21 protein-coding genes and 1 pseudogene are annotated in these 24,769 nt (G+C 70.6%); 15 read left to right on the forward strand and 7 right to left on the reverse strand.

Going from position 1 to position 24,769, the window contains the following annotated elements:
* Positions 1-62: 62 nt before the first annotated feature.
* The 3 genes from PZE19_RS27275 to PZE19_RS27285 are packed head-to-tail and all read right to left on the reverse strand — an operon-like array spanning position 63 to position 1,889.
* Positions 63-941 carry an alpha-1,2-fucosyltransferase gene (locus PZE19_RS27275; RefSeq protein WP_277863761.1) on the reverse strand — a complete coding sequence of 293 codons (879 nt, stop codon included), beginning with the start codon at positions 939-941 and terminating at the stop codon, positions 63-65.
* Entirely contained in the window at positions 938-1,363 is a 426-nt protein-coding gene (locus PZE19_RS27280) for a hypothetical protein (protein ID WP_277863762.1), read from the reverse strand. Before PZE19_RS27280 ends, PZE19_RS27275 begins: the two co-directional genes overlap by 4 nt.
* Positions 1,364-1,397: 34 nt before the next feature.
* On the reverse strand, positions 1,398-1,889 hold the full coding sequence (locus PZE19_RS27285) for a dTDP-4-dehydrorhamnose 3,5-epimerase family protein (RefSeq protein WP_277863763.1): 492 nt from the start codon (positions 1,887-1,889) through the stop codon (positions 1,398-1,400).
* Positions 1,890-2,114: 225 nt separating this feature from the next.
* On the opposite strand from PZE19_RS27285, the gene PZE19_RS27290 reads away from it, so the two are divergent.
* Complete coding sequence (locus tag PZE19_RS27290) at positions 2,115-3,053, forward strand: alpha/beta fold hydrolase (protein ID WP_277863764.1); 939 nt, start codon at positions 2,115-2,117, stop codon at positions 3,051-3,053.
* On the opposite strand, the gene PZE19_RS27295 is transcribed toward PZE19_RS27290, so the two are convergent.
* Entirely contained in the window at positions 3,054-3,740 is a 687-nt protein-coding gene (locus tag PZE19_RS27295) for a tetratricopeptide repeat protein (protein ID WP_368411342.1), read from the reverse strand.
* 139 nt (positions 3,741-3,879) lie between these two features.
* Between PZE19_RS27295 and PZE19_RS27300 the strand changes: the two genes are divergently transcribed.
* Complete coding sequence (locus PZE19_RS27300; protein ID WP_277862715.1) at positions 3,880-5,046, forward strand: ISAs1 family transposase; 1,167 nt, start codon at positions 3,880-3,882, stop codon at positions 5,044-5,046.
* A gap of 51 nt (positions 5,047-5,097) precedes the next feature.
* Here the strand turns inward: PZE19_RS27300 and PZE19_RS33225 are convergent.
* Both PZE19_RS33225 and PZE19_RS27310 read right to left on the reverse strand, forming a co-directional pair.
* A pseudogene (locus PZE19_RS33225) lies at positions 5,098-7,308 on the reverse strand (AAA family ATPase); the annotation flags it as partial.
* Between the two features lie 107 nt (positions 7,309-7,415).
* On the reverse strand, positions 7,416-7,688 hold the full coding sequence (locus tag PZE19_RS27310; protein WP_277863767.1) for a hypothetical protein: 273 nt from the start codon (positions 7,686-7,688) through the stop codon (positions 7,416-7,418).
* A gap of 298 nt (positions 7,689-7,986) precedes the next feature.
* Between PZE19_RS27310 and PZE19_RS27315 the strand changes: the two genes are divergently transcribed.
* The 9 genes from PZE19_RS27315 (at position 7,987) to PZE19_RS27355 (ending at position 20,504) form a co-directional block, all read left to right on the forward strand.
* Positions 7,987-9,873: a hypothetical protein gene (locus tag PZE19_RS27315; RefSeq protein ID WP_277863768.1), complete on the forward strand. Its 1,887-nt coding sequence runs from the start codon at positions 7,987-7,989 to the stop codon at positions 9,871-9,873.
* 244 nt (positions 9,874-10,117) lie between these two features.
* A complete protein-coding gene (locus tag PZE19_RS27320; RefSeq protein WP_277863769.1) occupies positions 10,118-10,603 on the forward strand; it encodes a VOC family protein in 486 nt (161 codons plus the stop codon).
* 123 nt (positions 10,604-10,726) lie between these two features.
* Positions 10,727-11,347 (forward strand): YcxB family protein, encoded by a 621-nt coding sequence (locus PZE19_RS27325; RefSeq protein ID WP_277863770.1) that lies wholly within the window; start codon positions 10,727-10,729, stop codon positions 11,345-11,347.
* Between the two features lie 7 nt (positions 11,348-11,354).
* Positions 11,355-12,215 (forward strand): hypothetical protein, encoded by an 861-nt coding sequence (locus PZE19_RS27330; protein WP_277863771.1) that lies wholly within the window; start codon positions 11,355-11,357, stop codon positions 12,213-12,215.
* 803 nt (positions 12,216-13,018) lie between these two features.
* Positions 13,019-14,401: an argininosuccinate lyase gene (gene argH / locus PZE19_RS27335; protein WP_277863772.1), complete on the forward strand. Its 1,383-nt coding sequence runs from the start codon at positions 13,019-13,021 to the stop codon at positions 14,399-14,401.
* A gap of 49 nt (positions 14,402-14,450) precedes the next feature.
* Positions 14,451-15,734, forward strand: coding sequence for a diaminopimelate decarboxylase (gene lysA / locus PZE19_RS27340; protein WP_277863773.1), 1,284 nt, complete (start codon positions 14,451-14,453; stop codon positions 15,732-15,734).
* 157 nt (positions 15,735-15,891) lie between these two features.
* Positions 15,892-18,249, forward strand: a complete 2,358-nt coding sequence (locus PZE19_RS27345) for a hypothetical protein (RefSeq protein ID WP_277863774.1) — start codon at positions 15,892-15,894, stop codon at positions 18,247-18,249.
* 177 nt (positions 18,250-18,426) lie between these two features.
* Complete coding sequence (locus PZE19_RS27350; RefSeq protein WP_438270000.1) at positions 18,427-19,506, forward strand: sigma-54 interaction domain-containing protein; 1,080 nt, start codon at positions 18,427-18,429, stop codon at positions 19,504-19,506.
* 8 nt (positions 19,507-19,514) lie between these two features.
* Positions 19,515-20,504, forward strand: coding sequence for a DNA-methyltransferase (locus tag PZE19_RS27355; protein ID WP_277863776.1), 990 nt, complete (start codon positions 19,515-19,517; stop codon positions 20,502-20,504).
* A gap of 14 nt (positions 20,505-20,518) precedes the next feature.
* Here the strand turns inward: PZE19_RS27355 and PZE19_RS27360 are convergent, their stop codons facing one another.
* Entirely contained in the window at positions 20,519-20,842 is a 324-nt protein-coding gene (locus tag PZE19_RS27360) for a phasin family protein (RefSeq protein WP_277863777.1), read from the reverse strand.
* 168 nt (positions 20,843-21,010) lie between these two features.
* Between PZE19_RS27360 and PZE19_RS27365 the strand changes: the two genes are divergently transcribed.
* The 4 genes from PZE19_RS27365 (at position 21,011) to PZE19_RS27380 (ending at position 24,749) form a co-directional block, all read left to right on the forward strand.
* On the forward strand, positions 21,011-21,859 hold the full coding sequence (locus PZE19_RS27365; protein ID WP_277863778.1) for an alpha/beta hydrolase: 849 nt from the start codon (positions 21,011-21,013) through the stop codon (positions 21,857-21,859).
* Between the two features lie 93 nt (positions 21,860-21,952).
* Positions 21,953-22,831, forward strand: a complete 879-nt coding sequence (locus PZE19_RS27370) for a cytochrome C assembly family protein (RefSeq protein ID WP_277863779.1) — start codon at positions 21,953-21,955, stop codon at positions 22,829-22,831.
* Complete coding sequence (gene hemA / locus PZE19_RS27375) at positions 22,828-24,138, forward strand: glutamyl-tRNA reductase (protein ID WP_277863780.1); 1,311 nt, start codon at positions 22,828-22,830, stop codon at positions 24,136-24,138. The genes PZE19_RS27370 and hemA overlap by 4 nt, the downstream gene beginning before the upstream one ends.
* Before the next feature lie 245 nt (positions 24,139-24,383).
* Positions 24,384-24,749, forward strand: a complete 366-nt coding sequence (locus PZE19_RS27380; protein WP_277863781.1) for a hypothetical protein — start codon at positions 24,384-24,386, stop codon at positions 24,747-24,749.
* The last annotated feature ends 20 nt before the right edge of the window (positions 24,750-24,769 follow it).

The raw sequence follows: 24,769 nt of genomic DNA on the forward strand, positions 1-24,769 counted from the left end.
GATCGGGCCGCGGGGCCGCCCCATATCGGGCGCCCGCGGCCCTTCGCGTCGACCGGGGACGCTCAGCGCGCCTTCCGGAGTTTCGCCCGGACTCGCTGCATCAGAGCGACCGGGTGGCGGAGTCGCCACACCTGGAAGTGGTCCCAGACCGGGATGGTCCCCGGGACCTTGATCCAGGATTCGCAGAGGATGTCGCGGATCGGGATCGGGATCCCCGGCCGGTTCCAGTGCGAAGGCGCGACGATCCGGGACCCCGGCGCGGCGTTGAGCCAGGCCCCCCACCAGGCGAACGTCGAGTTGGTGATGACGTTCGCCCCGCACTGGGTCATCAAGTAGAGCTGCTCCGGGCCCCCCAGGCCCTCGACGAAGATCATCTCGCGGCCGCCCGTCGGATAGCCCTTGAGGAACTCGCGGGCGCGGGCGGGGCCGTCGGCGAAGATCAGGAGCGGCGACGTCCCGCCCAGCCGGCGGTCGGCCTGCTCGTAATACCGCACCGGGTAGAGCGGCAGGTAGTCGCGGATGTTGTTGTAGTCGTCGTCCAGCCGCAGCGAGAAGCTCGTGAAGTCCCGCAGGGGCAGATGGCCGTACTTGCGCCGGGCCTCGGCGACGACGGGCTCGCGGAACGTGTACCAGTCGCGGACGGCGGCCGGGTCGTCGTAGTACTTCTCGGACTGGAAGTAGCCCTGGATCTCGGTCCCGTCGCCGACCTTGAGCGCCTCGGGCGTGTAGCCGGCCTCCGGATGCGGGTCGTAGGATCGCACGATCCCCGACGGCTCGAGAGCCCGCTCGTCCTCGTCGCGAAGGTCGAAGATGGCGTCGCCGTCCCAGGTCGGGCAGTAGAACTTCGTCCCCAGCCGCCGGGCCGTCGTCCGCAGGTACGCATACTGGAACAGCTGATTCCCGAGTCGTCCGTAGCGGCCCAGCTTGGAGAACGCGATCATCGATGGCCCTTGGTTTCGGGGGGTCGGCGACGCGGCGCGCGGGCCGCGAACGTGCGGGCGAGCGTCTCGCCGGGGTTCGCGCCGGGGCGATCCGCGATCCATGCGGGGACTTGCCGGAGGCGATGGGGGGGCGAGTAGCCGACGTAGCAGCCACAGCCGTCGAACGTGAACCCGCGGCCCGCGAGGATTTCCAGGATCCTCCAGGCCCTGAGGTCGGCCTTCGGCGGGGCCTTGAAGTCCAGGCCCACGTCGACCATCGGCCGGCCGCAGTCGGGGCAGGGGACCGCGCGGGCGACGTAAGACCATCGCGACCCGGCCGTCCCCGCGCCGTCGGTCCTCGCCCACAGCCGGTGCTTGAACGCCTTGCGGCAGACGAAGCAGGCGAAATGGTCGCGGTAACGATGCCAGGCGTAGCGGCACATGCCAGACCCTTTCGGCGGTACGCCGGGCCTCGGCTCAGTCCAGGACGAACCGCGGCGGGACGGCCTCTTCGTGGCGGATCTCGTCGACGGGTTCCTTCTTGCCCTTGCCCGCATAGAGTCGGTTCGGAGCGTTGAGGACCAGACCGGGGATGTCGCCGACGTTGCGATAGGCGTGCACGACGCCGGGCGGGATCCAGACGGCGGCCGGCTTGACCTCGCCCAGGACCTCGACGTAGCGACGGCCGTAGGTCGGGCTGTCCTTGCGCGTGTCCCAGAGGTAGAGCTTGAAGTTGGACGGGCCGATGAACGCGAAGCCGTCGGTCTGGTCGACGTGCTCGTGGGGCCCGCGCGCGACGCCGGGCAGGGTGGACGAGATGTACGTCATCACCGGCCAGCGGTCCTCGGCCAGCTCGTCGTTGCGGAAGATCTCGATCAGCCACCCGCGGCTGTCGCTGAAGGTCTTCAAATAGCGGATCTCGACGCCCTCGATCGCGCCGTCGACGTACTGGATGGTCTCTTCAGACATGCGTCTTCCCCGAGCGATCGTCCCTGACCGCCCTCCGTTGAATATGGAAACGAACCACCGTCCCGGACGCTCCGCTCCCGTCGGCGGGATCCCTTCGCCCGGCCTCACCATGTTTCCCCGATCCCGCCCGACCCGTCAACACCGGGACGGATTTCCGCCGGCGCCGGGCGGAAGGTCGAGGGTATCATCGATGCCCGAGAAACGACCCTTCGAGGAGGCGGCTTCATGGCGCGGATCGTCCTGGTGCACGGGATCGACAATCAGCGTGAGACCGAGGACGGCATCCGGGCCGCCTGGATCCCGGCGCTGGCGGGGGGCGTCCGGCTCGCGGGCCGGGGCGACCTGGCGGACCGGCTCCAGTTCCCGACGAACGACCCGGCGCGGATCGACGTCCGCGTCGCCTACTACGGCCACCTCTTCCGCGCCCCCGACGTGCAGGGGGCCCGCGACGACCTCGACGACCTGACCGCCGACCAGGCCGCCCTGGCCGCGGCCTTGCTAACGGAGTGGCTCGAACGCGTCGCCGAGCGCGCCCCCGACGAGAGCGCCTCGGCCGTCCAGGCGTCCCGAGCCCTCGACCTGGTCCGCGACCCCGAAGCCGTCGGGGCCCAGGGCGTCGGCAACGCGACGCGGACGATCCTCAGGACCCTCGCCCGCCTCCCCTTGGTCGCCCGGCCGGGCATGGCCTTCGTCGAGCGGTTCCTGATCACGACCCTGAAGCAGGTCACACGCTATCTGACCGAGGAGGACCTCCGCGACCAGGTCCGGCAGATCGTCCTGGACAGGCTCGACGTCGACACGGCGGTCCTCATCGGCCACTCGCTCGGCTCCGTCGTCGCCTACGAGTGCGCCCACCGCCTGCCCCGCCCGCTGCCGCTCCTCGTCACCCTCGGCTCCCCCCTCGGCCTCCGCACCATCGTCGCCGACCGCCTCGATCCGCCCCCGTCCTTCCCGCGTGCCGTCCAGACCTGGCTCAACCACGCCAACCTCGAAGACGTCGTCGCCGCCGACCCCGACCTGCATCCGCTTTCCGGCCGAAGCGTGCCCGAAGGCTCCCGCCTCGTCTGCTCCCGCTACCAGGAGCCCGGCGGAAACCCCCATGACCCCCGGACCTACCTGGGACGGAAGGCTGTAGGTCGAGCCACCGTCGGGGCTCTGACGTAATCAACCGTCAGTCTTTTCACAGCCATGTTCGTCGATCATCTGCTCAAACCGACGAGTTAAGTCGTGATCGGGGCCAAAGCGCCTTCTCGCACGCGCCAAAGCCTCGCGGAATCGTCGGCATCCTTCAGCGCGACAGCCGACTTGAATCGAGACGTCCCCCATCGAGGCAAGCATCGCGAGCGTATCGGGGTGATCACGACCCTGAGCTTGTTCGCGATCAGGTAAAAGGGCCTCATACGCCGTCAAGGCTCCCAGCGGATTTCCGGTCCTGCCTCTCCAGTACGCGATGTTGCTGCGAGTTCTGAAAACGTAGGGGTGGTCGCTTCCTAAGACACGCGTTTGGTCGCGAAGCAGGGCTTCGAAAGCTGCCAATGCTCCCCACTTATTCCCAGTGAGCCCTTTCCAGGTTGCAATGTTGCTGCGGATGTTCAAAGTATCTGAATGATCGTCGCCAAAGACTCGTTGGTGGTCGGGCAGCAGGGCTTCGAAAGCCGACAGGGCACCCATCGCGTCCCCTCTTTCCCCGACAAGGGACGCGATATTATTACGGACGGCGAAAACCTCACGATGGTCGGCTCCTAAAGTATGCACGATGTCAGGCAGAAGACTCACGAACGCCTCCAACGCGCGATCGCGATCCCCGACCTCGCTCGTGAGAGTGGCGATATTGTGGCGAGTCGCGAGCACATCGGCGGGGTCGACACCTAGTCAGGGCCAGCGCGCACTTATAGGTAGATTCGGCGGAGTCTGGCGGCTTGCGCCGGATCGAGTCATCGGTTAGACCATCTCCAGGCGGCGTCACGGCGCGGGGGACGGGGGTCGGTCGATGGCGGATGCGAGCCGGTTCGGTATGGACGAGGTGGCGGCGTTCTTCCAGGACCTGGATGACCCGCGGTCGGAGATCAATCGCAAGCATCCGCTGGCCTCGGTGGTGGTGATCGCCCTGGTCGCGGTCCTGGCGGGGGCCTCCGGGCCGACGGCGATCGCGCGGTGGGCGGCGTTCAAGCGGGGTCTGCTCGAGTCGATCCTGCCGCTGCCGAACGGGGTGCCGTGCAAGGACGTCTTCCGGCGCGTGTTGATGGCCCTGCGGCCCGAGGCGTTCCAGCCGTGCTTCGCCGCCTGGCTGCGGTCGCTGCGCGACGAGGCCGCGGCCGAGACGGGCGTCGAGCGGCCCACGCTGGCGATCGACGGCAAGACCCTGCGTCGCAGCCACGACCGCAAGAACGGCCTGGGGGCGTTGCACTCGGTGACCGCCTGGGCGAGCGAGTACGGCCTGTCGCTGGGCCAGGTCGCTTGCGATGAGAAGTCGAACGAGATCGCTGCGATCCCCGAGTTGCTGAAGCTGATCGACGTCTCCGGCGGCGTCGTGACGATCGACGCGATGGGCTGCCAGAGGGAGGTCGCCGGGGCGGTCGTCGCCGCCGGCGGCGACTACGTGCTGGCGCTGAAGGGGAACCAGGGGACGCTGCATCGGGCGGCCGTCGCCCACGTCCTGGGGCGTTGGGACGAAGGGTTCGCGGGGGAGCCGGTCGGCCGCCTCCAGGTCGATGAGGCGGCCCACGGCCGTCGCGAGTCGCGGACGTACATCCAGCTCGAGGCCCCGAAGGACCTCCCCGGCTTCGAGGCGTGGCGGGGGCTGAGGTCGATCGGCGTGGCGATCTCCGAGGTCGTCCGCGAGGGAAAGACGGCGGAGGACGTCCGCTACTACATCAGCAGCCTGCCGGTCGAGCCCGACGCTAAGGCGTTCGCCCACGCGGTCCGCTCGCGCTGGGGGATCGAGAACGGCTGCCACTGGACCCTCGACGTGACCTTCCGCGAGGACGAGTCGCGAATCCGAGAGGAGCACCTGCGCCAGAACATGGCCTGGCTGAATCGCTTCTGCCTGTCCCTGCTCAAGCGGCACCCCGGGCGGGACAGCGTCGCCATGAAGCGACGCGGATGCGGATGGAGCGACGACTACTTGATGGAAGTCGTTAGAGGATCGACATGTTAGTGAGCGCTGGCCCTGGACACCTAGTTGAACCTCCTCGTCCGCGAGCAATCGCTCGTATGCCTGCAGTGCCTTCCACACATCTCCTGCCTCGCGCATCCAGGATGCGATGTTGCTGCGGGTTGTGAGCACAAGCGGATGCCCAACGCCCAGGGAATGCTCTTGATCGCGTAAAAGAGCTTCAAAAGCAGCCAGAGCCGCCCGCGCGTCGCCAGCCCGACCCGTCCATGTCGCGATCTCCGATCTAACTTCAAAAATCCAAGGGTGGGAGTCCTCGTATCGTTCACAAAACGCGGGAAGCCATTCCTGCCATCTGGCAAGATTCGCACGGGGATCGTCTGCAATTCGCTGACCGGTGCAGGCAATCGTCCGATCAGCGTTCCCGCTCATCCAGTGATGGTGAACCTCGCGCAGAAACGCATAGCGGTGCAGGGGGCCGTCGAGCAGGCGTTCCGTGCTCGGGGCGAGGGCGTCGATGGCCTCGATCATGGCGCGATGGGCGGCGGTGGCGTCGATGTCATAGCCCGCATCGGCCGCGGTCGGGCTCAGGAGGTATTCGGGGAGGGTGGCGTGAAAGAGGCCGACGTGTTCGACGGCCGCTCCGGCGTCGCCGCGGACGACGAGGCCTCCCAGGGAGTCGAGAACGGCGCGGACGGCGGCCTCGTCGGCGGGGCCTTCGAGGGTCGTGGCGGCGTGGACCAGGAGCGGGAGGGGCAGGACTGGCCCGGGGCCGGCGACGGCCAGGGAGGCGAGGACGGGACCGAAGCGATCGCGCCAGCCGGCGGCCGTCCCGCCGGTCGTCTGCTCCAGGCGTTTCGCATACGCCTCGGCGAGGGTGCCGGGCAGTCGGGTCAGATCGAGGTCCGGTTGGGCGATCACGGCGTCGGCCAGAAGCGTCGTGACCAGCCACTGGCCCTGCGCCCTGGCAAGGATGGCCGAGCGCGTCGCCTTCGGGATGCCGCGGGCCGTCAAATAGGCGTCGAGGGCCGATCCGTCGGTCGACTCCAGCGCGAGTCGACGCCCCGGCGGGCATCCCGGCGTCTCCGGATGCGCCGTGACGATCAGGCTCAGGGACTTCGGCCTCGCCCCGAACGCCGCCCCTGTCAAGGTCCGGGTCGCCTCGCCGAGCTGATCGAAGCCGTCGAGGACGATCCGCACGGCCGCGATTTCCGGCAGGTAGGCGAGCGGACGGAGCAATTTCAGGGCGAGGTGGTCGAGCCGCTTCCGCTCCTCGTCCGTCATGGCGAAGTGAAACGCCCGGACCGCCTCCGCGAAGCCGGGGACGGATCGTTTCAGTTGCGCCTCCAGGTCGCGGGCGAGGCCGACCTCGGTCGTCTGGGCCGAGAGGATCCCGATCGCCTGGACGAATGCCTCGGGGACGGCCCCGGCGGTCAGCTCGGGCCTCACGAGGGCCGACGCCAGCGTCGACTTTCCCACTCCCGCAGCGCCGATCACGACCACCACCGGCTCCGCCAGGCTCGCTTCGACAGCCTGGCGAAGTTGCTCGGTGGGTTGAAAATACCAGGTACGCTGGAGGATCGTGGGGCGTCCCTCGCTCTCTTTCCAGAAGACGTCGCCGGGATCCCTCGCCGGGTTGCGGCCCAGGTCGAGATCGGCGTTGAAGGCCGCCCGTCGCGCGGGATGATGGGCGGCCCTCAGCCTGCGGAAGACGTCGAGGGACGTGAATCGATCGCCGGCCTTCGGGTCGCCGTGTTCGAGGACTTCGATCAACGTCCGGAAGAGCGGCGCGCCGGCCGTCTCCAGGTCATCGGTCGCGGTCAGCAGCTCGAAGCCGCTCACGCCCTTCACGAACTCGGCCCAGGAGGCCATCGCCTGCTCGACGCCCATGCCGGCATGGCAGGCGTCGATGAGCACGCTCAGCCCGCGAAAGCCCGGGTACTCTTCCAGGCATTCGCCGATGCACTTCGCGAGATGCACCGCACGCTTGCTGGTGGCCTTCTGGGCGTCGGTCGGCATCAGGAAGAAATGGCTGTTCTGGAAGTCGCCGTGGCCGACGTAGGCGAGGATCAGCGCCTCCTCGGCCAGCGCCGCGCCTCGGATCGCCTCGTCGATCGCGGCCCTGGCCTGATCGACGCTCGGATCGATCAGCAGCCCCGCCGGATGACCCTCGGTGACGACGCCCGTGCACTCGCCGGGGCCGTCGGTCATCAGCGCGTGGAGCCGCAGGGCGACGTCGGGCAGGAAACTCAGCCTGCCCAGGGCCTCGCACTGCGAGCCGATGATGAGGACCCGCCGACCCGCCATGAAGGACCTCTCGCCAAAACGACCTGATGCATGAGGGGAATCGAACTTTCCACATCATACGAGGACGGGGCGAGAGGGCGACGGAAAACCGGTTGAGCCGTCGGGTCTTACTCGCCCGACATGGGGCGATTGCGGAGCGGGGTGGGCCGGGTGGCGCGGTTGTAGTCGGCGCCGGCGTAGCCGCCGACGAAGAGGGGCTTAGCCTGCGGGGTCTCCAGCACGGGACGCTGGGCGACGCGGCCGACGCCGGTTCCGGCTTCGGGGGTGGACGTGTAATAGCGGTCGCGGGCGCAGCCGGAGAGGGCGGCGGCCCAGGCCAGCCCGAGCGCGGCGGCGACCGTCGCGAACGGGTGGGGACGGCGGGGCTGGGGCTGGTCCATGACGGCCGGGCCTTTCCTGTCCTGGGGAGCGATCTTACGGCTTCTCCCCCAGGTATCGGCGATCCGCGACGATCGACTTGATCCTCATCACCCCACCCGGACTTCGCCCGCCCGAGACCCGCCGATTCCCGCCGAAAAGCTCAAGTCCCTGGGCCTTCGCGAGAACCGCGGCGGGCCTCGCAAACCATTCAAGCCGCACAAGCGGCGCGACCGATCGAAATGCCTGTCGCGGCCGATCGGAGCGGCGGGGGAACCGCCCGGGTCGGGTCGGCAAGGTGCACGCGGGGAAGGGGTTGGGATGACGAATCGTTCCGGACGTCGGACCCTGGGGGCCTCGGCCACCGCGCTCCTCGCGCTGGGGCTGGCGACGTCCGAGACGGGCCTCGCGACGGGGGGCGACGACCGATCGACCGCTCCCGCTCCCGTGCAAGCCGGCTGGCGGCCAGGCGAAGCGGTCCCGATCGCCGTCCACGAGGGCGTCGCCTCCTTCGCCGCCCCCAACGACGGCGGATCGCACGAATTGCTGGTCGTGGTCTCGTCGCTGTCTCGCGAGGCCGGGCCGTTCCCGGTTCGACTCTCGGCGCGGGCCGTCGACCGGGCGACGCCCCCCGAGCGCGCCGAGGCCAGCCCCGGCCGCACGCCCACCCTGGCGCCGTTCCGGCCCGGGTCCGAGCCGCCGAGGCCGAGCGCGGCCCCGGAGCCGCATCGCGACTTCCACATCATGGTCCGCGAGGGCGACGTCGCCGGGGCGAGCAACTACCAGGACGTCCGCGGCACCCTCCGCGCCGTGGGCGAGCGGGTGCAGGTCTACGTGGCCGAGGAGGACGTGGCGCTCGTCGACGCGGCGACGCTCGCCGACGCCGTCGAGACGTTCGACGCCCGCGTCCGCCCGGTGGCGGCCCGGACCATCGGCCTGGCGGACGACGCCGACGGCGACGGCCGGTTCACCGTCCTCTTCTCGAGCTGGCTGACGCGGCTGGGGGGCGGCCGACACGCCGTCGACGGCTACGTCCGCGTCACCGACTTCGATCCGGCCTACACGCCCCCGTTCGGCGACCGTTGCGACATGATGCACCTGAGCACCGCCCTCCGCGCCGGGCCGCAGCTCCGGACCGTCATGGCCCACGAATATACGCACGCCGTCGTGTTCACGCGCAAGTCCCTCCATCGCCCGGCCGGCGCCGGCGTCGAGGAGGAGGGCTGGCTCGACGAGGCCCTCGCGCACCTGTGCGAGGATCTCCACGGCTTCACGCGATCGAACCTGGACTACCGCGTCAGCGCGTTCCTCTCGCGGCCCGAGCGCTACCGGCTGCTCGTGGAGGACTACTACGCGGCCGACCTCTTCCGCAGCCACGGCAACCGCGGCAGCACGTACCTGTTCCTCCGCTGGTGCGCCGATCGTTACGGACCCGACCTCCTGACGACGCTCGTCGATTCGGACCTGCGAGGCGCGGCGAATTTGGAGGCGGCGACCGGGCGGCGGTTCGAGGACCTCTTCCGGGAGTGGGCGTTCGGCCTTTACGCGCGGCCCGACGCCGGCCCCTCGGCCGCCTACGCCGGCTTCCGCGGCGATGCGGCGGACAGCCCCTGGACCCCGGCGGGCCCCCGGCCCTCGCGGTCGGCCGTCGACGGCGAGCCCGACGTCTGGGAGGCGGCCGGGACGAGCCCGCACTACGCCGTGATCGACTGCGGTGAGGCGAAGGCCGTCGAGATTCGCGTCGAAGGGCCCGACGCCGCGAAGCTCCAGGTCACCGCCGCGATCCTGCCCCGCACGGCCCGGCTCGCGCTCTCGGCCCGGGCCTACACGGCCGCGAACGGCGAGCTGTTCCTCCGGGCCTCGGCGCGGGAGCGCGGGGGCTCGGCCGTCCGGCTCCTCGCCCTGGCCTGGGAGCCGCTCACGCCCCCCGCCGACGTCAACCGCTCCCCGCTCCGCCCCGGCCGCCTCGACGGCGACGGCCTGGTTGCCGCCTTCGGCGCCGCCGCCGTCCCCGCCGACGGCTCCCTCGACTCGCTCCCGATCCGGCTCGAAGGCCAGGCCCATCCCGGCCCGATCGTCCTCAAGCTCCTCGCCCTCGACGCCGACGGCCGACCCGTCACCGCCTGGACGACCCTGGGCGACGACGCCGACCTTTCGCCCTCGATCGCCCGCCGGCCTGAAGACAAGCCTTCTCGGGTTCGACGCTGAATCCAACTTGAAGCCGCCTCGTCGAGGGTCGGACCTTTTGAGACGAATCCGATGGATGGCGACGACGGGGGAGTGGATTCCGCCCTTCGTTCCCATGCGAACATGGACGAAATCGACAATTTTCGCGGAATCACTGTACAGGCGTTGACAAAAAGTCGATCTCCGGGTTGAATCCTCTGGCCCGACGCACTTCCTGTTCGCGTGAACAGGTGACGACGGAAGGATTCAAACGGGAGGTGGACCGATGCCCGAGGCGATTCCGAGCGGATTCCGGACGATCACGCCCTACCTGGCGTTCAATGGGGCGGCCGAGGCGATCGAGTTCTACAAGAAGGCGTTCGGGGCCGAGGAGCTGGTCCGGATGCCCTTCCCGGGCCCCGACGGCCAGATGGTGGTGGGTCACGCCGAGCTGAAGATCGGCGATTCGATGGTCATGCTGGGCATGGCGTGCCCCGAGCAAGGCTCGGTCGCGCCGGGCGGCGGCGGGGCGAGCGTCTCGATCCACCTGTACGTCCCGGACGTGGACGCGGTGTTCGCCAGGGCGATCGAGGCGGGGGGGACGGCCGCGATGCCCCCGACCGACATGCCCTGGGGCGACCGCTTCGGCAAGCTCGTCGACCCGTTCGGGCACCACTGGTCGGTCGCCACGCACATCGAGGACGTTTCGCCCGAGGAGATGCAGAGGCGCATGGCCGAGATGTGCGCGGGGGTGCCGGCCGAGGTCGTCTGAGCCCGGGATGGGCTCTTCGATCGCCGCGCGGGCCGCTTGCGGACGGCCCCGCGGCGTGATTCAATCCAGGCCTCGTGGTCGCAAGACGCATCGGCATCGCGGGGTCGGGAGGCTGCACGAGTCATGGATGCGGAAGCCCCGACCCTCGAAGGCGCGGATGAGGTCGTTGTCCGGGCCTCGTACCAGTACAACGAGGTCGAGTTCATCGCCTCGCGACGAGCCTCGAAGATCGCCCTCAACCGGTCGTTCGACACCTGGACGGGGCGGATCACGCTCCTCTTGCTGGCCCACGTGATGTTCGCCATCGGGGCCATGTTCATGCTGCAAGGGCTCGGCCCGGGCGCCCGGCGGCAGGGGCCGAACGCGATCGTCTTCGCCTTCGGCGCGATCCTCGCCGCCTACGGGGCCTGGCTCGCGTACCGCTGGCTGTACGGCTACCGGCGTCGCATGCGCAGGCTCTTCCACGCGTTCCCGGCGGCCGGCGACCGGGTCGACCTGGCGTTCACGCCGCGTCGGCTCGTCCGTCATAGCGAGAGGTCGGATTCGAGCATCGACTGGCTCCTGTTCCCGACCGTGGTGGAGCTGCGCGACGGGTTCGTCCTGGTGATGCGGGCCCGGCTCGACGTCTGGATCCCCAAGCACGCGTTCCGGCCCCCGTTCGACGCCCGGGCGGCCGCCGCGTTCCTGCGTTCCAGGGCGGCGAAGTACCGGGTGCTCGACCGCTTCGCCCGGCCCGCGGAGTGAACCGCCGATGGACGTCCGAGAGATCCCGTTCGTGGCGGACCCGTCCCGGGTCGTCGGCTGGGCGTCGTTCCGGTTCACGGAAGACGAATTCGTCGCCGCCACGCGGGCCGTCACGATGGCGCAACTCCGCTGGTACGGCTCGCGGTTCTGGGGGATCCTCTTCTTCGGCTTCTGGCACGTCCTGTTGCTCGGCGGCCTGTACCTGATCGTCCGCTGGGCCCGAAGCGGAGACGGCCCCGACGGGCCGGTCTCGGGCTGGACGGCGGTCGAGGGCCTCCTCGCGACCCTCGTCGCCGGGCGCATCCTCTGGGTGGGCTTCTACGGCCTCCATCGCCGCGTCCGGGCGTCGTACGCCCGGTTCCCGTTCGCCGGCGACGAGTACGCCATGGCGCTCACCCCGGATCGCTACATCACCCACAGCCCGCTGGTCGACTCCAGCGACGACTGGGCCTTCCTTCCGGGCGTGGTCGAGTTCCGCGACGGCTTCGTCCTGCTGAACAAGTCGGGCGCCGGCGGCCTCTGGCTCCCCGACCACGCCCTCCACGCCCCCTTCAACCACCCGGCCGCTGCGGCCCTCTTCCGATCCAAGGCGCCGCGCTACGCGTCATCGACCGGGCGGCCCGAATTGGGGCAAATCAGGCGGTCGAGGTGTGGCCGCCTGGCTGAGTGCGAACGCCAACAGGCCACCGCCGTGCAGCGTCGCGACGAGGATCAGCCCGACGAGGGGCCCGAACCGCCGGGCCGAGGTTCGTGCCTCTCCATTCGCGACGATCGGCAGGAAGGCTCGACGCAGCGCGAAGGCCGTCGACCCGCCTGCGGCGAGACCGAGCGCCGAAGCCTTGAACAAGATATCAGGAGCCGTGTCTAGCGGGCGGCCTGCCGACCGCCCCTGGATAAGGTCGATCCCGAACTCGAATCCCACCACGAAGGCCAGGTTCGAAAGCCCCACGATCATGACCGCGAAGCCCAAGGCCGCCAGGACGAGAGCCGACCATTCCGTCGGGCCGATCGCCAGCCCTTTTGAGCGGCGGACCTCCACGGCCGCGACGAACCACCGCGCGGCGATCAGGATGAAGCATACGGTCAGGACGGCCAAGGCAGTCCTGCCGCTGTCGTCGCGACGGACTGCGGCGCATGTCAGGGCCATCAGGCCGACGACAGTGACCGCACGCTGGAGGGTGACGCCGAGGTGGTATCGATTCATGCCGCCCCCGGGTGACGTTCGCCGTACGACTCTTCCGTTGCGATCCTTGCGGACGCGGCGTCACGAAACGAGGAAGACGACGACGGCATCGGCCCACCGCCGCCATACCCTTCAATAAGAACGGGTCTCGACGCAGCCCGTGACAGGTGTCCAAGGAGTAGGAATAGTCCGACGTTGGGCCGTTTGCGAAAGACGACCTTGAGCCGAGATCGGCAAGCGAATCTAGAGACGAGGCGAACGGCCGGCGGATAGAAGGCTGACCGCAATGCGCGCACGGTGTCGCTTCACCAAGCCGACCATCTCTCACGAATCGGGCGACGCGACGAACCTGCGTCTCCCAACCGGCGTCTGGGTCTCCAGATGATTGAATCCGCTGGGGCGATTGCCTATACTTGGGCTCGCGCTGCTGAAATGGCGCGCATCCGAGAGTGGCGACGCACATCGCGGCGAAGCGAAAGGGGCGGGACGTGACGAGCAAGCCCTGGGGCGGGCGGTTCGACGCCGGGACGGACCGGCGTGTGGAGGAGTTCACGGAGTCGATCTCGTTCGACCGCCGGCTCTTCCGGCACGACGTCCTGGGCTCCCAGGCGCACGCCAGGATGCTCGCCCACGTCGGCCTGCTGACGCAGCCCGAGTGCGAGGCCATCGTAAGGGGCCTCGGCGAGATCCAGGCCCAGATCGAGGCCGGCGACTTCCCGTTCGTCCTGGAGCGGGAGGACGTGCACATGCACATCGAGGCCGCCCTCACCGAGAAGCTCGGCGACCTCGGCCGCAAACTCCACACCGGCCGCAGCCGCAACGACCAGGTCTCGACCGACGTCAAGCTCTGGACGCGGGATGCGATCGATCGCCTCGCCGCCGGCCTGGTCCACCTGCAGCGGGCCTTCGTCGCGTCGGCCGGTAGGCACGAGGGCCTGATCCTGCCCGGCTACACCCACATGCAGCGCGCCCAGCCGGTGCTGGCCCCGCACTACTTCCTGGCCTACGTCGAGAAGCTCGAACGCGACCGCTCGCGGCTGGCCGACTGCCGCAGGCGGCTGAACGTCTTGCCCCTGGGCGCGGCGGCCCTGGCCGGGACGAGCATCCCGATCGACCGCGAGTTCACCGCCCGCGAGCTGGGCTTCGACGGCGTCGCGGCCAACAGCCTGGACGTCTCCAGCGACCGCGACTTCGCCATCGAGGCCGTCTTCGCCCTCACCCTGATCGCCGAGCACCTGGCGGGCTGGGCCGAGGAGTGGATCCTCTGGAGCACCCAGGAGTTCGGCTTCTTGAAGCTGCCCGACGCCATCTGCACCGGCTCCAGCATCATGCCCCAGAAGAAGAACCCGGACGTCCTGGAGCTGATCCGAGGCCGCTCCGCCCGCGTGATCGGCTCGCTGACGACCCTGCTCGTCCTCATCAAGGGCCTGCCGCTGGCCTACAACCGCGACCTCCAGGAAGACAAGATCCCCCTGTTCGACGCCTTCGACACCGTCGAGGCCTGCGTCGAGCTGGCCGCCGTGGTCGTCTCGGGCGCGAGCCTCCGGCCCGAGCGGATCGCCGAGCGCCTCGACGAGGGGTTCCTCGACGCCACGACCCTGATGGAGCACCTGATCCTCAACGGCGTCCCCCAGCGCACGGCCCACGAGGTCATCGGCCGGCTCGTCGGCCTCTGCGAGCGCAAAGGGCTGAAACGCCTGGCCGACCTGGCCGACGCCGACCTGGCCGAGGCCTCCCCCAAGCTCGGCCCCGAGTCCCGAGGGCTGCTGGGGGTGGAGGCCGCGATCCGGGCGTTCAAGTCGTACGGCTCGACCGCGCCGGCGGAGGTCGCCGGGCAGGTCGAGCGGTGGAAGACGAAGCTGGAACTGTGAGACCGCGCGACGGTCGCCGATCGTTTTGAACGAAGCAGGGAAACCGAGAATGGACGCGTTCCAATACCGCGAGAATCAGCTCTTCTGCGAATCCGTGCCGGTCGCCAGGCTGGCCGAGGAGTACGGGACGCCGCTGTACGTCTACAGCGGCTCGATGATCCTGGACGCGCTGCGGACCCTGCAGGCGGTCTACGCCGAGGTCGACCCGCTGGTCTGCTACTCGGTGAAGGCGAATTCGAACCTGGGCGTGCTGAGGCTCCTGAACGGGCACGGCAGCGGGTTCGACGTGGTCTCGGGGGGTGAGCTGTTCCGGGTGCTGAAGGCGGGGGGAGACCCGGGCAAGACGGTGTTCGCGGGAGTCGGCAAGAGCGACCCCGAGATCGCCCAGGCGATCGACGCCGGCGTCCTGATGTTCAACGTCGAGAGCGAAGCCGAGCTGGATTCGATCGCCCGGGTCGCCGCCGAGATGGGGCGGATCGCGCCGATCGCCCTGCGGGTCAACCCCGACGTCGACCCCAAGACGCATCGGTACACGTCGACGGGCCAGAAGCAATCCAAGTTCGGCGTCGACATCGAGCGGGCCGTGCGGATCGCGCAGACGGCGAAGGATAAACCGAGCCTGACGATGATCGGCATGCACATGCACATCGGCTCGCAGATCACCTCGGTCGACCCCTACGTCAAGGCGGTCGCCAAGGGGGTCGAGCTGATCCGGCAGCTGCGCGAGATGGGCCACCCGATCGCCTGGTACAACATGGGGGGCGGCTACGGGATCGCCTACAAGGGCCACGAGGCCCGGCCGATCCGCGAGTTCGCCGAGGCGATCCTGCCCGGGATCAAGGCCGCGGGGTGCCGGCTGGCGATCGAGCCGGGGCGGGTGATCGCCGGGAACGCCGGCGTGCTGGTCAGCCGTGTGTTATATACCAAGCAGTCGGGCGACAAGCGGTTCCTGATCCAGGACGCCGCCATGAACGACCTGATCCGGCCGGCGCTCTACGAGTCGTTCCACCGGATCTGGCCGGTGGCGGTCCCCGAAGGGCTGCCCGCGCCGCCGACCGACTACGAGGCCGAGATCCCCGGCGCCGAGCCCCGGGACGTCGTCGGCCCGATCTGCGAGAGCGGCGACTTCTTCGCCAAGGACCGGCCGCTGCCTCCCCTCGACCGCGGCGACCTCCTGGCGACGTTCTCGGCCGGCGCCTACGGCATGGTCATGGCCTCCAACTACAACACCCGCCCCCGCGCCGCCGAGGTCCTGGTCGAGGGCGACCAGGCCAAGCTGGTGCGGCGGCGCGAGACGCTCGACGACCTGGTGGCGCAGGAACTCGACCTGTGAGCGAAGGCTGAGCCGTGCGGACGCCCGGAGACGGCGTCCGCGGGTTCGCGCGAGAAGCGGAGCGGGGCGGGGCGGGGCGGAGCAAGGGCCGAGGAGTAGGGCGGACCGGAGCAGGGCGGGGCGGGCGTCCCGGACATCAACCCATCGGACCACAGTCATGCGTCAAGACATCGTTCGCTCGATCGGCCGATCCGGGAAGGCGGGATCCTCGCGGGGCCGCCGCGCGCGGGTGCTGGCCGCCGGCGTGATCGCCGCCCTGGGCTGGTCGGCCGCCGGCCCGGCCTGGGCGCAGGCCCCCGGCCCCGAGCTGTTCGCGAAGCAGCCCAAGACGCCCGAGGAGCTGTGGGGGGCGATCGACTACCTGTCGCGGACCGGCCAGGGCCGCCAGGCGGTCCCCTACCTGGAGACCTTCTCCAAGGCCCCGATCGACGACGCCGCCCTGCTGAAGCTCCGCGACCAGTTCGGCCCCGGCTCGTTCCTCCGCCTCGACGACGACCCGGCCACCAAGCCCTACGCCAAGCCCCTGACCGACAAGCTCGTCGCCGCCGCCCGCCGCCTCACCGCCGACCCCGAGCGGATCAAGTCGTACCTCCCCGCGCTCCTGCTCTCGAAGGAAGAGCAGGACTACGCCGTGGCGCGGCTCCGCGAGTCGGGCCCGTTCGCCGTGCCGGCGATCGTGGGCGAGCTTCGCAAGTACGGCCCGACGACCCCCGAGCGCGAGCGGCTGACCTACAACTCCGGCCGGCTCGACACCTCGTCGGTCCCCGCCTGGATCGCCGTCCTGGACGCCAGGGACCCGGCGCTGGCGGCCGACGCGGCCGCGATCCTCGGCGACCTGGGCGACCCCCGCGCCGTCCCCTTCCTGACCTTCCCCGCCGCCTCGGCCGACTCGGCCGCCCCGCTCAAGGCGGCGGCCGCCCTGGCGGTCGAGAAGCTCACCGGCACGCCGTTCGACGCCCAGCCCCGCTCGCCCGTGCAGACGCTCGACGACGCCGCCGAGGCCCTCGCCCGGCACCAGTACGAGCTGCCCAGCGAGCAGGTGCTCCTCTGGCAGTGGGACGACGCCAAGGGGGTCCCGGCCCCTTACCTGGCCCGCAAGGTCGACGTCGAGGGGATCTTCGGCGGCAAGCTCGCCGGCCAGGCCCTCTTGCTGGAGCCGAAGAACCGGCGGGCCCAGGTGGTCCGGCTGGGCTTCCTGCTGGAGCGGGCCGTCGACAAGGTCGGCTACGCGAACTTCCCGGCGAAGGACCAGGAGACGTACGCCGAGGTCCTGGCCGCCGGGCCCGAGGTCCTGGGCGACCTCCTGCGGGGCGCGATCGCGACCCGCCGCGGCAACCTGGCCGCCGCCACGGCCGAGGCGCTGGGCAAGGTCGCCGACCCCAGCCTCCCCTCGCGGCAGGGCCATCCCCACCCGCTGGTCGAGGCCCTCTCGTCGCCCGGCCGCCGGCTCCAGCTCGCCGCCGCCAAGGCCATCGTCGACATCGACCCGACCCAGCCCTTCCCCGGGTCGAGCCGCGTCGTCCCCACCCTCGCCCGCTTCCTGCTCAACCAGGAGCGGCCCCGGGCCGTCGTCATCGACGGCAACCCGTCGCGAGGGGCCCAGGTCGCCGGCGCCCTGCGGGGCCTGGGCTACGAGGCCGACGCCGAGACGACCGGCGAGCGCGGCTTCCGGGCCGCGACCGAGTCGGCCGACGTCGAGCTGATCCTCACCGCCCACGACAACGCCGCCGGCTCGTGGGACCTGCTCGACGTCCTCTCGATCCTCCGCAGCGACGCGCGGACGTCGAACCTGCCTCTGTTCGTCTACGGGCCCCAGGACCTGGAAGTCCGCCGGCCCAACCTGCCGGTGGAGTACCCCGGCGTCAAGTTCATCGTCTACTCCAACGTCCCCGCCGACCTCGAACGCCAGCTCGGCGGCCGGCCCTCGCGGTTGAGCGCCGAGGAGCGGACGTCGCAGGCGAAGCAGGCCGCCGAGACCCTCGCCCGGATCTCGGCGCGCCCCCGCAGCCTGTTCGCCCCCGACCTCGACTCGGCCCGCGAGACCCTCTCGGGCGCGATCGGCCTGCACGGCGTCGAGCTGCCCGTCGCCGAGACCCTGGCCGACGTCCCGTCGCCCGCGGCCCAGCGCGCCCTGGCCGACGCCCTCCTCGACGCCTCCCGCGACCCCGCCCTGAGGCGCTCGGGGGCCCGCCAGCTCGCCCGCAGCATCCAGCGCTTCGGCCCCATGGTCGCCGCCGACCAGGAGGTCAAGCTCGACGCCGCCTACAAGTCCGAGGAGGACGCCGAGCTGCACACCGGCCTGGGCATGGTCCTGGGGGCGCTCCGCCGCTCCACCCGCGACGCCCAGACGCCCGCGAACGCCAACTTCGGCCCCGACCGCGGCCCGACGCCCGTGCCGGTCTCGGCCCCCGTGATCCTCGCCCCGGCCGGGACGATCGTCGCGCCGGCCGCCCCGGCCCCGGTCGTCGTCGAGCCGGTCGCGCCCCCGGCGACGGAGGTCCCTCCCCCCGGTTGAGACCCCGGACGCAGCCCGCACCAGGACGAAGCACCCCCAGGAATCCCGCGATTTATGGCCATCGAGACCCGGCCGAGCTACGGACACCCGTTGAAACCCGCGTCCCGGGGGCCGGGCTCGGAGTCCGGCCTCGACCCCAACGCGCCGCTGCCCGGGGTCATCGGCGCGGGGCCGGCGATGCGCGAGGTCTACCGGACCACCCGCCAGGTCGCCCCGTCGCGGGCCTGCGTCCTGATCGTCGGCGAGACCGGCACCGGCAAGGAGCTGATCGCCCGCGCCATCCACGACCTGAGCCCCCGGTCGACCGGCCCCTACATCCGGGTCAACTGCGGCGCCCTGACCGAGAGCCTGCTGGAGAGCGAGCTGTTCGGCCACGTGAAGGGCTCGTTCACCGGCGCGGTCGACAACCGCACCGGCCGGTTCGAGGCGGCCCACACCGGCAGCATCTTCCTCGACGAGGTCAACAGCACCTCGCCTAAGCTCCAGGTGAAGCTCCTGCGCGTCCTGCAGGAAGGGGAGTTCGAGCGGGTCGGCGACAACAACACCAAGAAAGTCGACACCCGGATCGTCGCCGCCACCAACCGCGACCTGCTGGACGAGATCGACGTCGGCCGGTTCCGCGAGGACTTGTACTACCGCCTCAACGTCGTGCCGATCTACCTGCCCCCCCTGCGCGAGCGGCGGGACGACGTCGAGCTGCTGGTCAACTTCTTCCTCAAGCGGTACGCCGAGCAGAACAAGCGCGACATGCGACGCGTCCACCCCGAGGCCATGCGGCGGCTCCGCGAGCACGACTGGCCGGGGAACGTCCGCGAGCTGCAGAACTACGTCGAGCGCGCCGTGATCCTGGGCGACGGGGCCGAGCTGACGGTCGAGCACCTGCCGCCGCAGCTCCGGGGCGAGACCACCCCCCGGCCGATCCGCCACCGCGGGACGTCGAGCGCCGACTTCACCGTGCTGACCTCCGAGCTGGTCCGCCAGGGCATCCGCGCCGCCGGGCCCAACGCCAACGACCTGCACGACCGGGTCGTCGGCCAGGTCGAGCGCGAGCTGATCCAGCAGGTCCTGCAGACGTGCGACCGGGTCCAGATCAAGGCGGCGGCCCGGCTGGGCATCAACCGCAACACGCTCCACAAGAAGCTCTCGGAATACCGCATCGACGAGAACGCGCCCGCCGCCGGCCCCCCCAACGGCGACGGCGAGGACGGCCACGACGGCGGACGGACCGGCGACGCCCCCCACCCCTACGACGAGTGAGCGACCCCATGCGGAAAGCGGCCATCACTCCCTCCGGGCCGGACGGGGCGGCGCCGACCCCCGGCGCGCGGAATTCCAGCGAATCTCCTGCCGGCCCCCTCGACCGCGACCGTTTGTACCCGGGCGACTGCCTGGACCTGTTGCCCCGGATCGACACCGGCTCGGTCGACCTGATTTTCGCCGACCCCCCCTTCAACATCGGCTATGATTACGACGTCTACGACGACGCCCGCGACAACGACGCCTACCTCGACTGGACGAGGCGTTGGGGCCGCGAGGTCGTTCGTGCGCTCAAGCCCGACGGGACGTTCTGGCTCGCGATCGGCGACGAATACGCCGCCGAGATGAAGGTGATCTTTCATCGCGAGCTGGGGCTGACCATGCGGAGCTGGGTGGTTTGGTACTATACGTTTGGGGTCCACTGTCGACGTAAATTCGCTCGCAGCCACGCCCACTTGTTCTACTTCTTGAAGGACCCCAAACGTTTCACCTTCAACGACGAGGACGTCCGCGTCCCGTCGGCCCGTCAGCTCGTCTACGCCGACGCCCGCGCCAACCCCAAGGGCCGGCTCCCCGACGACACCTGGATCCTCCGCCCCCAGGACATGACCACGGGCTTCGACCCGATGGAGGACACCTGGTACGTCCCCCGCGTCTGCGGGACGTTCAAGGAGCGCGCCGGCTGGCACGGCTGCCAGATGCCCGAACAGCTTTTGGGCCGGATCGTCCGGGCCTGCTCGAACCCCGGCGAGACCGTGCTCGACCCCTTCGCCGGCAGCGGCACGACCCTGACCGTCGCCAAGAAGCTCGACCGCCGGTTCCTCGGCTTCGAGCTGTCCCCGGACTACGCCTCGGCCGTCGAGAGACGCCTCGCCGCCGCGCACGTCGGCCAGCCCCTGGAAGGGGGGCCCGAGCCCCTCGCCGGGGGCCGAAAGACCCCCACCGAGCCACCGGCCCGCAGGAAGCGGGCCCCCGCGCCCAAGCGCGCGGGGGCCTGAATCGACTGGGAAAGTCAGCCGGCGTGCGTGGCGGACTCGTCGTGCCGCTTGAGTTCCGCCTCCAGCTCGGCGACCCGCGCCTGGAGCTTGGTCAGCTCGTCCTTGGGGGCGAGGTTCAGGCCGTCGACGGCCTTCTTGACGAGGGCGTTCACCCGGGTCTCGAACTCGCCGCGGGCGTTCTCCGACTGCTTCATGAGGTTGTCGACGAACTCCCGGCCCTCGCTCTCGCCGAGCTTGGCCTGGTCGGCCAGGTCGCGGCCCAGCTCCTCCACCTTGTCCTTGGTCATCACGGCGAGGCCCACGCCCGTCAACAGCGTCTTCTTGATGAGGTCGATCATCGCTGGCACCCTTCGCGTCAGAGGAATGGGGCCGACGGCCCCCCCGTATTATACGCCGGGAGGATGACCCCTCGTCAGTCGCCGCCGACGGCGCGGCGGTCGGTGCGATACTCGAAACGGCGTCCGGGGTTGGATCCGAGGGACGACTTCGCTACCAGAGAGGCCGGGATGAGGACGAGCGTGGGGCGGTTGCTGGGGGCGTTGGGACTGGTCCTGGGGCTGGTCGCAGGCGCGGCGGCCGGTGAGGAGCCGGCGACCAAGGAGTTCGTCTACAAGACGGCGCCGCAGGGGCCGCTCAAGGTGGTGGTGACCTACCCGCCGGGCTGGAAGGCGACGGACGCGCGGCCGGGAATCGTCTTCTTCTTCGGCGGCGGCTGGACGAACGGCGACGTGAAGCAGTTCGCCGAGCAGGCCGAGCACCTGGCCCGCCGGGGGATGGTGGCGGCGCGGGCCGACTACCGGGTGAAGTCGCGGCAGGGCGTGACGCCCGCGGCGGGCGTCGAGGACGCCAAGAGCGCCGTCAGGTGGCTCCGGGCCCACGCCCGGGAGCAGGGGGTGGACCCCGACCGGATCGCCGCCGCCGGGGGCTCGGCCGGCGGGCACCTCGCCGCCTGCACCGCCCTGACGCCGGGCCTGGACGCGGCGGGCGAGGACCTCGCCGTCTCCTCGAGGCCGAACGCGCTGGTGCTGTTCAACCCCGTCCTGCGGTTCACGGGGGCCCCCGAGCTGATGCGTCGGATCGGCGACGACGCCGCGCTGGGGGAGGCGATCTCGCCCAGCCGCCACGTCGGCAAGGACGCGCCCCCGGCCCTGATCCTCTTCGGCACGGCCGACCGCCTCGCCCCGATGGGGGACGAGTACGTCGCCAGGGCCAGGGCCGCCGGCGCGCGGGCCGAGCTGTTCACGGCCGAGGGGGCGGGCCACGGTTTCTTCAACCGGCCCCCCTGGAAGGTGCGGACCACGGACCGGATGGACGAGTTCCTGACCTCCCTCGGCTACCTGCCCAGGCCCGACTGACGCCCGACGTGCCTGGGATTCGGCCGGCGATTCCCCTAGAATGGAGCCACGCGCCCGGCGGCGGGGGCGAGAGGCGTCGAGGGTGGCAAGGGAATGGATCGGCTCAAGATCCTCTGTTTCGCCGGGACGTACGGGCTGGCGCTGGCCGTCGAGCTGGCGAGGGTCTTCGTGCGCGGCGGCGGGGCGTTCCGGTGGCACCTGGGGGTCGGCCTGACCTTCCTGGGCTGGTGCGTGCAGACGATCTACCTGGCGAACATCGCCTGGAAGGACCAGACGCTCCTGCCGGTGACCTCGGCGTTCGAGTCGGTGATGGTGCTGTCGTGGGTGGTGGCCCTGATCGGGCTCTACCTGATGATCCAGTGGCCCCGGAACGTGGCCGTGGGGTTCTTCACGCTCCCCCTGGTCCTGGGCCTGATCCTGGGCGCGGCCTGGTTCGTGCCGCGGTCGGAAGGGCGGGAGTGGGAGGGGGCGACGGCCTTCTGGGGGACGATCCACGGCGTCTTCCTGCTGGCGGGGGCCGTCTGCGCCTCGCTGGCGTTCGCGGCCGGGCTGATGTACCTGGCCCAGATGCGGCGGCTGAAGTCCAAGCCGGCGCACCGGTTCGGCTTCTCGCTGCCGAGCCTGGAGCAGTCCGAGCGGGTGAACCGCGGCGCGGTGGTGGCGGCCTTCCCGCTGCTGACGGCCGGGCTCCTGATCGGGGCCCTGCTCAGCGCGGTGGAGTTGCGGAAGGGGGGCGTCGAGGCCTCGTCGGGCGTCCCCTGGTACGACCCCAAGGTCCTGAGCGCGGCGGGGATGTGGCTGGTGTTCGCGGTGCTCCTGCACGCCCGGTTCCGGCCGTCGATGCGGGGGCGGACGGTGATGATGCTGACGATCGCCGCGTTCGCCTTCCTGGTCTTCACCTGGGTCGGCGTCGAGGCCCTGCGGCTGCCGACGGCCCACGGCGCGCCCCGGACGGCGGGGAGGCTGCCGTGAGGCTGCTGGCCCTCGGGGTCGACCACCGCTCCGCCCCCGCGACGGTCCGCGAGGCCCTGGCCTTCGGCGACGACCGCCTCGCCGAGGGGCTGGAAGCCCTCCAGGGGGCCTTCCCCGGCAACGAGTTCGTGGTCCTCTCGACCTGCAACCGGGTGGAGGTCTACGCCGCCGGCCCGGCCGACGCCGCGCCCGGGGTCGACGCCCTCTCGGCCTTCCTGTCCGACTTCCACGCCCTCCGCCCCGAGACGTTCGCCGGCCACCTGGTCGGCTACCACGACGAGGCGGTGGTCGGCCACCTGTTCCGGGTCGCGGCCAGCCTGGAGAGCCTCGTCCTGGGCGAGGGCCAGATCCTGGGCCAGGTCCGCGAGGCGTACCGCTCGGCCGTCGACCGCAAGGCCGCCGGGCCGATCTTCCACGCGGTCTTCCAGAACGCCCTGCGCGTCGGCAAGCTCGTCCGCGAGAAGACCGGCATGGACCAGGGGAAGCTCTCCGTCGCCAGCGTCGCCGTCGACCTCGCCCGCGAGGTCTTCGACACCTTCACCGACAAGGCCGTCCTGGTGATCGGCGCGGGCAAGATGGCGGACCTGACCCTCCAGCACCTCAAGGCCCTGAACCCCGGCCGGATCCTGATCGTCAACCGCAACCCCGACCGCGCCCGGGAGGTCGCCGAGCGCTGGCGGGGCCAGGCCGTCGCCTTCGATCGCCTGGGCCAGGCCCTGATCGACGCCGACCTCGTCATCAGCACCACCGCCGCCGCCGAGCCCATCGTCTCGCTGGAGCAGTACGTCCGGGTCCAGCGGGCCCGCCGCAACCGGCTCTCGCTGATCCTCGACATCGCCATCCCCCGCGACTTCGACCCCCGCATCGGCGAGCTGGACCAGGTGACGCTCTACCACGTCGACGACCTGCGGGCCCAGGCCGAGCAGAACCTCTCGCGGCGCCGCAAGGGGGTCGACCCCGCGCTCCTGATCATCGAGCGCGAGACCGCCGCCTGCTACGCGGCCGTCCGCCGGCAGCAGGACGCCGGCGCGCTCCTGCGGCAGCTCGGCGACCGGGCCGACCAGATCCGCCTGCGGGAGCTGGAGCACCTGTTCCACAACCTGCCCGCGCTCTCCGACGCCGACCGCGAGGCCATCGCCCACATGGCCGCCCGGCTCCAGAACCAGTTCCTCCACCACCCCCGCGCCGCCGTCCGCTCCGCCGCCGCCGAGCCCGCCGCCGCGCCCGACGCCCCCCACCCCATCCTCACCGCCGTCCGCCACCTCTTCGGCCTCGCCGACGCCCCCGCCCGCAACGGCCTCAAGTAGGCCGGGCGAACCAACCCGCCGGATCGGCTTCGATCTGGGTTCGTCTGATCCCGCGGCCTCGGACGTCGTTCGATATAAATCCTTGTTCGGCAATATTTTGAGACCCAAATCGTCCCCCGCCGATTGGGTTCGGTCGTCGAAATCCGCATGGATTTCCGCTCCGACTTCCGGCCTCTCTGATATCCTGCGCAGGGGACGGCGGCCACCGGCTCGACGGTCTGCGGTGCGATGAGGGGAGCCCGAACGTGCAAGCCATCGGGGCCGTCGCGATCCTGGGGGCGGTCGAGGTCTTCTGGATCCTCTCGTTCCGGAAGCGCCGCGCCATCTGGCGGCGGGTCCGCCGCCTGGCCGAGGAGCGACAGGGCGGCATGGTCCCGCTCGACATCCGGACCCTCGTCGCGATCCACGAGCCGCAACGATCCGTCCCCGACGAACTCTGGTTCGACGCCTTCCTGGCGTACCACCTCCCGGCCGCCGCCGTGGTGCGACTCGCCCGGGGCCGTTTCCACGTCCTCGACGACGGGGGATGGAAGCCGTTCGCGATGATCGTCGTCCTCACCCTCGCGTCCTATTCGGCCCTGGCCGCCCGGCTCCTCGCCCCGAGACCTTGATCCGACGCCGGAGCCGTCGC

This window comes from Paludisphaera mucosa, from assembly GCF_029589435.1.
GTDB classification, from domain to species: Bacteria; Planctomycetota; Planctomycetia; order Isosphaerales; family Isosphaeraceae; genus Paludisphaera; species Paludisphaera mucosa.

Excerpts from the sequence above, each read along its gene's own strand:
- PZE19_RS27350 (WP_438270000.1), top strand. The coding sequence starts at position 18,427 with ATGCGCGAGGTCTACCGGACCACCCGCCAGGTCGCCCCGTCGCGGGCC.
- PZE19_RS27290 (WP_277863764.1), top strand. The coding sequence starts at position 2,115 with ATGGCGCGGATCGTCCTGGTGCACGGGATCGACAATCAGCGTGAGACC.
- PZE19_RS27315 (WP_277863768.1), top strand. The coding sequence starts at position 7,987 with ATGACGAATCGTTCCGGACGTCGGACCCTGGGGGCCTCGGCCACCGCG.
- PZE19_RS27300 (WP_277862715.1), top strand. The coding sequence starts at position 3,880 with ATGGCGGATGCGAGCCGGTTCGGTATGGACGAGGTGGCGGCGTTCTTC.
- PZE19_RS27355 (WP_277863776.1), top strand. The coding sequence starts at position 19,515 with ATGCGGAAAGCGGCCATCACTCCCTCCGGGCCGGACGGGGCGGCGCCG.
- PZE19_RS27370 (WP_277863779.1), top strand. The coding sequence starts at position 21,953 with ATGGATCGGCTCAAGATCCTCTGTTTCGCCGGGACGTACGGGCTGGCG.
- lysA (WP_277863773.1), top strand. The coding sequence starts at position 14,451 with ATGGACGCGTTCCAATACCGCGAGAATCAGCTCTTCTGCGAATCCGTG.
- PZE19_RS27360 (WP_277863777.1), bottom strand. The coding sequence starts at position 20,842 with ATGATCGACCTCATCAAGAAGACGCTGTTGACGGGCGTGGGCCTCGCC.
- PZE19_RS27365 (WP_277863778.1), top strand. The coding sequence starts at position 21,011 with ATGAGGACGAGCGTGGGGCGGTTGCTGGGGGCGTTGGGACTGGTCCTG.
- PZE19_RS27310 (WP_277863767.1), bottom strand. The coding sequence starts at position 7,688 with ATGGACCAGCCCCAGCCCCGCCGTCCCCACCCGTTCGCGACGGTCGCC.
- PZE19_RS27285 (WP_277863763.1), bottom strand. The coding sequence starts at position 1,889 with ATGTCTGAAGAGACCATCCAGTACGTCGACGGCGCGATCGAGGGCGTC.
- PZE19_RS27345 (WP_277863774.1), top strand. The coding sequence starts at position 15,892 with ATGCGTCAAGACATCGTTCGCTCGATCGGCCGATCCGGGAAGGCGGGA.
- PZE19_RS27325 (WP_277863770.1), top strand. The coding sequence starts at position 10,727 with ATGGATGCGGAAGCCCCGACCCTCGAAGGCGCGGATGAGGTCGTTGTC.
- PZE19_RS27320 (WP_277863769.1), top strand. The coding sequence starts at position 10,118 with ATGCCCGAGGCGATTCCGAGCGGATTCCGGACGATCACGCCCTACCTG.
- PZE19_RS27330 (WP_277863771.1), top strand. The coding sequence starts at position 11,355 with ATGGACGTCCGAGAGATCCCGTTCGTGGCGGACCCGTCCCGGGTCGTC.
- PZE19_RS27280 (WP_277863762.1), bottom strand. The coding sequence starts at position 1,363 with ATGTGCCGCTACGCCTGGCATCGTTACCGCGACCATTTCGCCTGCTTC.
- PZE19_RS27275 (WP_277863761.1), bottom strand. The coding sequence starts at position 941 with ATGATCGCGTTCTCCAAGCTGGGCCGCTACGGACGACTCGGGAATCAG.